The sequence below is a fragment of the Streptomyces sp. NPDC057438 genome (assembly GCF_042802995.1).
Classification (GTDB): Bacteria; Actinomycetota; Actinomycetes; order Streptomycetales; family Streptomycetaceae; genus Streptomyces.
Genome location: NZ_JBHVDD010000166.1, coordinates 1 through 8,104, shown reverse-complemented (window position 1 = coordinate 8,104; position 8,104 = coordinate 1). Strand labels below are relative to the sequence as shown.

Annotated in this window: 8 protein-coding genes and 1 pseudogene; 5 read left to right on the top strand and 4 right to left on the bottom strand. The window is 70.6% G+C overall.

Annotated elements, in window-relative coordinates; genetic code table 11:
- On the top strand, window positions 1–1,567 hold a 1,567-nt coding region (locus tag ACFU5F_RS41680; RefSeq protein WP_383898815.1), incomplete at its 5' end, for a long-chain fatty acid--CoA ligase.
- Window positions 1,568–1,569: 2 nt separating this feature from the next.
- Window positions 1,570–2,028 (top strand): hypothetical protein, encoded by a 459-nt coding sequence (locus tag ACFU5F_RS41675; RefSeq protein WP_383898813.1) that lies wholly within the window; start codon window positions 1,570–1,572, stop codon window positions 2,026–2,028.
- Between the two features lie 25 nt (window positions 2,029–2,053).
- Here the strand turns inward: ACFU5F_RS41675 and ACFU5F_RS41670 are convergent.
- The 3 genes and pseudogenes from ACFU5F_RS41670 to ACFU5F_RS41660 form a co-directional block, all read right to left on the bottom strand.
- Window positions 2,054–2,244, bottom strand: a pseudogene (locus tag ACFU5F_RS41670) (response regulator transcription factor); the annotation flags it as partial.
- 180 nt (window positions 2,245–2,424) lie between these two features.
- Window positions 2,425–2,598, bottom strand: a complete 174-nt coding sequence (locus ACFU5F_RS41665) for a hypothetical protein (RefSeq protein WP_383898811.1) — start codon at window positions 2,596–2,598, stop codon at window positions 2,425–2,427.
- A gap of 141 nt (window positions 2,599–2,739) precedes the next feature.
- Window positions 2,740–4,278 (bottom strand): carboxylesterase/lipase family protein, encoded by a 1,539-nt coding sequence (locus ACFU5F_RS41660; RefSeq protein ID WP_383898809.1) that lies wholly within the window; start codon window positions 4,276–4,278, stop codon window positions 2,740–2,742.
- A gap of 98 nt (window positions 4,279–4,376) precedes the next feature.
- Between ACFU5F_RS41660 and ACFU5F_RS41655 the strand changes: the two genes are divergently transcribed.
- Complete coding sequence (locus ACFU5F_RS41655; RefSeq protein WP_383898807.1) at window positions 4,377–5,345, top strand: helix-turn-helix transcriptional regulator; 969 nt, start codon at window positions 4,377–4,379, stop codon at window positions 5,343–5,345.
- A 680-nt stretch (window positions 5,346–6,025) separates the two neighbouring features.
- Here the strand turns inward: ACFU5F_RS41655 and ACFU5F_RS41650 are convergent.
- The gene (locus ACFU5F_RS41650; RefSeq protein ID WP_383898806.1) at window positions 6,026–6,502 is read right to left on the bottom strand and encodes a MarR family winged helix-turn-helix transcriptional regulator; all 477 of its coding nucleotides are present in this window, start codon (window positions 6,500–6,502) and stop codon (window positions 6,026–6,028) included.
- A 155-nt stretch (window positions 6,503–6,657) separates the two neighbouring features.
- Here ACFU5F_RS41650 and ACFU5F_RS41645 point away from each other — a divergent pair, with 155 nt between their 5' ends.
- Both ACFU5F_RS41645 and ACFU5F_RS41640 read left to right on the top strand, forming a co-directional pair.
- Entirely contained in the window at window positions 6,658–7,764 is a 1,107-nt protein-coding gene (locus tag ACFU5F_RS41645; protein WP_383898805.1) for an ABC transporter substrate-binding protein, read from the top strand.
- Window positions 7,765–7,804: 40 nt separating this feature from the next.
- The gene (locus ACFU5F_RS41640; RefSeq protein ID WP_383898816.1) at window positions 7,805–8,065 is read left to right on the top strand and encodes a hypothetical protein; all 261 of its coding nucleotides are present in this window, start codon (window positions 7,805–7,807) and stop codon (window positions 8,063–8,065) included.
- Window positions 8,066–8,104 lie beyond the last annotated feature (39 nt).

The window sequence follows — 8,104 nt, the reverse complement described above, 5'->3', positions numbered from 1 at the left end:
ACGCAACTCGGGCCTGAACGTGGACCTCAACCCGGCCGCCGCCGTCGCGTGCAACGCCCGCTTCCAGGGCGAATCCATCGCCGTCCGCTATCCGGGCGGCGACCTCACCTACACCCAGCTCGACGACAAGGCCGCCCGCCTGGCCACCGTCCTCGCAGACGGCGGCATCGGCGACGGAGACCGGGTCGCCCACCTCGGCCTCAACAGCAGCTCCTTTCTCGTCACGCTGCTCGCCGCGCACCGGCTGGGGGCCGTGTTCGTCCCGGTCAACTTCCGGCTCGCCGAGGCCGAGTTGGAGGCGGTGCTCGTCCGCAGCGGCGCCACCGCCCTCGTCTGCGAGGAGGGACACCGGGAAAGCGTCGACAACGTGCGCGACAGGACCGCCCTCGCGCGTTTCCTCCTCGTGGACGACGACTGCGAGGTGCCGACCGCGGGCGCATCGGGCTGGGAGCCATGGGCACCCCGCATCGCAGCCGCTGCTCCCACGGCTTCCATCGCCGCCAAGGGTGCCGACGACCCGGCGATCCTGATGTTCACCTCCGGCACCACCGGCACGCCCAAGGGTGTCGTCCTCACCCATGGAAACGTCTGGTGGAACTCCGTGAATGTCGAGCTCCGTATCGACACACGTCGTGGCGACGTCACCTATGCCGCCGCTCCGCTGTTCCACATCGGCGCCCTGAACAGCTTCGTGCTCCGCACGCTGGTGCGTGGGGGCACGGTGGTGATCAGGCGCGGGTTCGACCCGCGGACGTGTCTCGAAGACCTGGTCACCCACCAGGTCAACTCCATGTTCGGCGTCGCCCAGATGTTCGCCGCCCTGGCGAGACAACCCGGCCTGTTCGACGAGGACCTGAGCCACCTGCGGTCGATCGTGGTCGCGGGCGCGCCCGTGCCGCCCTCACTCATCGAGCTCTACGCCAAGCACGGCGTGCTGCTCCAGCAGGCCTGGGGCCTGACCGAGACGGCACCCTTCGCCACGCATCTGCCCATCGAGCGCACCCTGGACAAGATCGGTTCCGCGGGCATCCCCATGCCGTTCACCGAAGTCCGGGTTGTCGACGCGGCCACCAACACGCCCCTCCGGCCCGGGGAGCCGGGAGAGATCGTCGTCCGCGGCCCCAACGTCGCCGCCGGCTACTGGAACACCCCGGAGGCGAACCGCGCGGCCTTCGACGAGGAGGGCTGGTTCCACTCGGGCGACATCGGTTACCTCGACGAGGACGGTTACCTGTACATCGTCGACCGGCTCAAGGACATGATCATCAGCGGGGGTGAGAACGTCTATCCGGCGGAGGTCGAGCGGGTGCTGGCCTCCATGCCGGGTGTGGTCGATGTCGCCGTCGTGGGGATTCCCGACGAACAGTGGGGCGAGACCGTACAAGCCGTCGTGAGCGTGGACGACACGGCGGCGATCACCCTGGAGGCCGTACACGAGTACGCGGCCGGACAGCTCGCCCGCTACAAGCTGCCCCGACGCCTGAAGATCGTGCCGGCTGTCCCCAGGAACGCCTCGGGAAAGCTGGACAAGGCCGGCGTCCGGCGGCTGGCCGACGAGGGGAACTGACGATGCTCACCGTGCCGGCCCTGCCCGTGCTCGACATCCCCGGCCCCTGGCAGACCACCGTGGAGTCGTGGACGCGCTTCACGGGCAGACTGCGCATGCGCGGCCCGAGCGGCGAGGCCGTCGTCGCAGTGGAACGCTGCGCGGCCGGCCGGCTCCGCGACGCCTACCCGGTCGGCGCCCGGGATGTGGAACTTCTGATCGACACCGGCCTGCGGGCCGATCACCTGCCGGAAGTCCTCCGGCAGCTGGTACGCGCCGTCCAGGCAGCGGATCCCGGCTGCCGCCGGGTGGTCTATGCCGTGACGGAGGGCGACCGGGCTGGTGTCGAGGCCGCAGAGGCGACCGGCTTCCGGTACGCCGTCGACGTCGATCTCCAGGACGAGCAGCTGAGCCTGCTGGTGGCCGAACCCGACTGGGTCACCGTCACGGACATGGACCTGGATCGCGTACCGGGAACCTGACGAGCCGGGTCGTGGCCGTGCCCTGTCATCGCCCCCACTCCCCCGCCCGGCCGACCGTTTCGACCAGCTGCGGCTCACCGAGCTTCTTGCACAGCTTCATCACGTGACCCGGACGGTGTTGGTGAAGGGGTCGACGTTCTCGTCCCGTTCCTTCTCCGGCAGTTGCTCGGCCGCGACCACCGCACCTTCGGCAAGGAGCAGCTCAATGAGGACGGCCGGCCTGCCTGACGGTGGGTGCGTCAGTGGCCTCGGTGGCGGGCGCGTCCGCTCTCGTGGCGAGCGCACCGGCACCGACGCCGACAGCACCTCGTGCAGCCGCTGCCGCCGGCCGACCTCGTTCCAGTCCCGCCGGCCGACGCCGGCACGTCATGCCCGACCGGCACCTGAGGTGTGCCCTCAGGCCCGGGGACGAGCGTGTCGCGGACGTCGTACCGGCCGGGTCGGCTCGTAGACGGGCAGGTTCGTCGTCATCCCCCTCTCGGCCGCGCGAGCGGCGGCGATGTCGGGGAACGACAGATCGCTGATCACCGGGACCCAGGGAGCCGGCTCGGCTTCGAAGGCGTAGGACATGGTGCTCTGCTCCTCGGGAACCTCTCACCCGCGCGATCGTCGGGACGGTAACCAGCGCCCCGCGCCATAGGTGACACCCAGCGTCAGGATCCCCGCGGCGTTTCCGTGAAGGTGGCCGGTCGCATGGGATCCCCAGTGCGGTCAGGTTGGCGGGGTGGGCCAGAGGGCGGTGACATCGTCGGCCGGAGGTTCGGTGATCATGCGGCCGGCGTCGGCCGGGGAGCCGCCGATGGCCCGGGAGTTGCCCTCGGCTTTCGCGGCGTACGGCGGCCAGCCCGGGGAGCCGGTGGCGGCGAAGGCGGCCCAGGAGCCGACGAGGGTGTCGCGGGCGGTGAGGTGTTCGGGTGTATCGGCGCCGACGAGGGCCAGTTTGTCGAAGACGTGGAGCAGGTCGGCGCCGTGGAAGGCGCCCATGGCCGGTCCGCACGGTTCGTCGAGGAGGAGGTAGTGGTAGGCGCGGCCTCCCGCCCCTGCCTGGGCCTGAGCCAGACGCGTGGCCGGGATCCGGTAGAGGGCGTCGGTGAGGAAGGCACCGCGCAGGGCTGACAGGTCGCCGGCGTCGGCGACACGGCTCCGGTAGGCGTTGAGGAGCTTCTCCGGTTCCCTGACACCGGCGCGCCGCATCTCGGTGTACAGGGCTGTTTCGCCCTCGGGGCGGAAGGAGTCACCGCCGATCATCTGGAAGACGCGGACTTCGTCGCGGGTGGCGCCGACGAGCAGGGGGATGTCGGCGGCGGCGCCGCCGGCGACGGCCTGCTGCGGGGCGACGGGCAGCACGCCGCCGTCGAGTACGGCACCCCAGGAACGGCCGCCGGGCAGATTGCGCTGCCCGATGTCGCCGGTGACGACGGTGCCCTGCGCGTCCAGGATCCGCTCGCAGGTGACGGTGAGCAGGTCCTCTGCGCCATTGAGGCGGAGTGCGGTGATCAGATCCTCGGCCATGGTGGTGGCGGTGGCCCTGTCGAAGATCCGGGACGTGCTGCCGCTCTGCAGGATCGCCTTGTGGAAGAGGCCTGCGGCCGCGGGTGCGGCCAGCAGGGCCCCGATGGAGAAGGCACCGGCGGACTGGCCCGCCACGGTGATGTTGCCGGGGTCACCGCCGAAGGAGGCGATGTTGTCCCGCACCCAGCGCAGAGCGGCCATCTTGTCCTGCAGGGCGAGATTGGTGGACCCGGCCCACCGGCTGCCGAGGTCGGCCAGGTGCAGGAAACCGAGGGCTCCCAGGCGGTAGTTGGCGGTGACGACGACCGCGCCGGTCTGCCGGGCGAGCGCGGCCCCGTCGCTGTAGGGGGGTGCGGCGGAGCCGGCGTCGTATCCGCCGCCGTAGATCCACACGATGACGGGGCGCAGGGCGTCCTCGGCCCTCGTCGTGGGCGTCCAGACGTTGAGATACAGGCAGTCCTCGGACGTCTCCCGGATCTCCGCCGTGGGGAAGGTGGGGAAGGACGACTTCTGGCTCGCCCCCGGCACCAGCGAAGACGCCCCCTGCGCGGGCGCCGGTGCGAAGCGGTCGGCCCGGCGGACACCCTGCCACGGCCGGGGCGGCTGGGGCGGGCGGAACCGCAGCTCGCCCACCGGTGGTTCCGCGAAGGGGATACCGGCGAAGAGACGACCCCCGCCGGGACGTGCGCATCCGCGAACGGTACCCGCGGCGGTATCAGCCAGAAGTGTGTCTGTCATGGGCGTGAGCTGCCTTCCCAAGGATGCGAGGTCAGGTGGGCGGAGGTGAGCATTCCACCCCTACGTGACATCGTCCGTCAGGATTTACGCTCACTTTCGTGAAAGCCGACCGACTGCTGTCCATCCTGTTGCTCCTCCAGACCCGCGAGCGGATCACCCACGTCGAGCTCGCCGAACGCCTGGAGGTATCGGTCCGCACCGTCTACCGGGACGTCGAAGCACTGTCCGCCGCCGGTGTCCCGGTGTGGACGGAGCGCGGCCGCAGCGGCGGTGTGCGGCTGCTGCCCGGCTACCGCACCGACGTCACCGGGCTGACCAACGACGAGGCACGCGCCCTGTTCGTCCTCGCCACCGAGGGCACGCACGACGCGCTCGGCCTGGGCGAGGCGATCCGCTCCGCACTGCGGAAGGTCATGGCCGCACTGCCCGCCCCGCACCGCGGCGAGGCCGAGCGCACCAGCGAGCGCATCCTCATCGACCCCGTCCGCTGGATGCACGGAACCGAAACGGCCACCGACACCCATCTCGCAGAGCTCCAGCACGCCGCCTTCACCGACCGCCGGCTCCAGCTGACCTATCGCAGCGGCGACGCCCGCGAACCGCGCGGTTACACCGTGGACCCGTACGGGCTGGTCAGCAAGGCAGGCGTCTGGTACCTGGTCGCCGACCGGGACGGTGAGCCCCGGCTGTTCCGCGCCGACCGCGTCCTTGCCGCCGCGGTCACCGACGAACCCGTCCACCGCCGTCCCGGCCAGAACCTCGCCACCGTCTGGGCCCTGCTGCGCGAACGCTTCGAGAGCCTGCCGGACGGCCTCCGCGTCCACTGCCGGGTACACCGCGAGCAACTGGATCTCTTCCAGCGCCTGTTCGCCTCCCAGCTGGTCGCGCCGCCCCACCCCGCGGACGGCGGTTGGGCCCGCGCCGAACTCGCCTTCCGCGAACTTCCCGACGTACGCGGCCTGCTGTCCCTGGGCGCCACCGTCGAGGTCCTCGACCCGCCCGAGGCCCGCGCCGAACTCGCCGCCGTGGTCGCCGAACTCGCCACCCTCTACGGTGCACCCGCCTGACGCCACCGACCGACCCGCACAAAACGGCACGTCGGCATCGAGACCACCACCGCATGCGTCGCGCTGCGCCGACCGGTCCCGTCGCCCCTGCGCGGTGCGGCCGTCCCGTCCATGGCAATCAACGCCGGCCCGACCCCTCCCCGCCTGCGGCCGGATCGGCCGCAGCCCTGGGAACAGGCCAGTAGACGACTGGTAATCCGGCGACGGACAACCTCGTTCTGTTCCAGCTCGTCGACCAGAGGGGCGGCGTGGTCCGAGGCGCTGATGAGGCGCGGCCGGTCGCGTCGCTCGGACCGGGCAGAGACGTGACAGTCGAGTGCACCCTGCGTCCGCCCAGGAGTTCGTCCCCCGGAGCCTGCGTGGCTCCACGACCACTCACCTGAGCGCGCCCACCACACCGTCGAGCGCCGAGTCGGTTTCAGGCCGTCGGCGCCACCAACGACGACCAGAAGGCGAGGGCCGGCGGGGCCGGGACCGGATGCTCGGGCAGGGCGCGACGGGCCGCCGAGGCGGTTGGCGGCAGTCCCTCGTGGCCGCAGCTCGGCCTTCCGTCGCGACGTGGGAGCCGGCTCATGCCGATGGCGCCGGTGAAGAGGGCCTTCCCAGCGGCACTCCGTCCGCTTTCGGATGCGCTCCGGGGGGGGGGAGGAGCTGGAAGGCTGCAGGGAAAGGCTGGACGGTTACGACCGTGCGGGCCCCTGCACCGGGCCGCGTGCGGAGTGGGCCAACAGCTTGGTCACCAGCTCGCGCAGGATCAACCGCTCGACCGGGGTGAGCGGCTCCACGAGGTCGGCGGTGACCTGCGGGCCATGCGCGGCGAGGGCGCGTTCCAGCAGTTCACGCCCTTTCGGGGTGGCTTCCAGGAGCGCGGCCCGGCGGTCATCGGGGTGGGGGTGGCGGGCGAGCAGCCCGGCCCCCTCCATGCGGGCGATCAGCCGGGTCAGCCCGCCCGAGGTGAACGACAGGTCATCGGCCAGGCGGGCGCTGGTGGTCCGGTTCTCCGGGTGGCGGGCCAGACGCAGGAGCACCTCGAACTCGGAACCGCCCAGCCCCGTGGCCTCGCGGATGGTGCGCTCGGCCTGTCCGCCGATCGCGTCCGTCAGTCGCAGGATGTCGCCGTACAGGACGACGGCCTCATCGTTCAGCAGCTCACCCATAAAGCTGACGATACAGCAATCCAAGACGCCTCTTGAGTGCCAAGTCACCGCGTCACCCGGCGACATGACTCACTTGAAGATTGAAATAAAGCTGCGCGGGAAGGTATCTTCCTTCCGTCCATCGCACTGCAGCACCGCACTGAAGGGGAACGTCCATGTCGGTCGGACGACGTCAGGTACTCGCCGCAGGTTCACTCACGGCCGCCGGGGTCGCATGGGGCGCCGGAACGGGATACGCCGCGAAGCCCGGCGAGGAGGCCAAGAGCCTGAAACAGCTGTACCGCGAGGCGAAGGCGGAGGGCGGCACCCTCACCGTCTACGCCGGCGGCGACACCGCCACCCAGCAGGACGGCAACAAGGCCGCCTTCGAGAAGGCGTTCCCAGGCATCACGCTGAACATCGTCGTGGATTACAGCAAGTTCCACGACGCCCGCGTCGACAACCAGCTCGCCACCGGCTCCCTCGTCCCGGATGTCGTACAACTGCAGACCCTGCAGGACTTCCCCCGCTGGAAGCACGAAGGCGCCCTGCTCCCCTACAAGCCGGCCGGCTTCTCCCGCGTCCACCCGGCGTTCAAGGACCCCGACGGCGCGTGGACCGGCATCTTCGTCGACGCCTTCTCCACCATCTACAACGTCGACAAAGCCGGCGGCACGACACCCGCCTCGGCCCGGGACCTCCTCGACCCACGCTGGAAGGGGAAGATCGTCTCGACCTATCCGAACGACGACGACGCGGTCCTGTACCTGTACAGCCTCATCGTCGACAAGTACGGCTGGGAGTGGCTGCGGCGGTTCGTCGCGCAGGACGTGGCCTGGGTGCGAGGTACGCAGGAACCCGCGGACCGGGTCGAGGCGGGCAGCGCGGCCGTCGCACTGGGCACGGACGGCATGCTGACACCGGCAGCGGGCGTGAAGACCCGCTTCGTCGTCCCGAAACACGACCCGTTCATGGCATGGGCCCAGCGCGCCGCCATCTTCAGGCACGCGAAGCACCCCGCCGCCGCGAAGCTGTACCTGAACTGGTGGCTGTCGAAACAAACGCAGTCCGACTTCTACATGTGGTCGGTGCGCACCGACGTCCAGCCCCACGCCGGCTACCGCCCCATCTGGGAGTACCGCAACGCCCACCTCGACGGTTTCGAGGACTTCATGGCCGATCGGGCTCTCGTCGAGCAGTTCAGGCAACAGCTCACGCTCTACGTCGGCGAGGTGACGGGGGCACCCTCCCCGGGATGGCTCGGCCTGCACCCCGGGCGCTGACCGGGACGACGGCCCCACGCCACGAAGCTCCGGCCGACGTCTGCTTCCACGGGGTCCGGCGGTTCGTCAGCACCAAGAAGGACTCCGGGCGGACACCTGCGAGATCTGCGGGATGTCTGTGAGCACTGGTGATGTCACGGTGCATCACATCCGCACCCTTGCTGCTCTCGCTCCAGACGGACGGCCGCCGTCCGGCTGGGCGCACGTCGTGCTCGATCGGCGCCGAGAGACGGTCGTGGCCTACGACGCCCGCCACGATCGCATCCTCGAGGCACAAGCGGCCAGATCGATCACACCGTGAGTGCTCGCGTGGTTGGGCCGGCGGCGCACACGCGTGCGC

Bases quoted from the DNA above. Each gene is read 5' to 3' on its own strand.
- ACFU5F_RS41675 (WP_383898813.1), top strand. From the start codon at position 1,570: ATGCTCACCGTGCCGGCCCTGCCCGTGCTCGACATCCCCGGCCCCTGG.
- ACFU5F_RS41665 (WP_383898811.1), bottom strand. From the start codon at position 2,598: ATGTCCTACGCCTTCGAAGCCGAGCCGGCTCCCTGGGTCCCGGTGATC.
- ACFU5F_RS41660 (WP_383898809.1), bottom strand. From the start codon at position 4,278: ATGACAGACACACTTCTGGCTGATACCGCCGCGGGTACCGTTCGCGGA.
- ACFU5F_RS41650 (WP_383898806.1), bottom strand. From the start codon at position 6,502: ATGGGTGAGCTGCTGAACGATGAGGCCGTCGTCCTGTACGGCGACATC.
- ACFU5F_RS41645 (WP_383898805.1), top strand. From the start codon at position 6,658: ATGTCGGTCGGACGACGTCAGGTACTCGCCGCAGGTTCACTCACGGCC.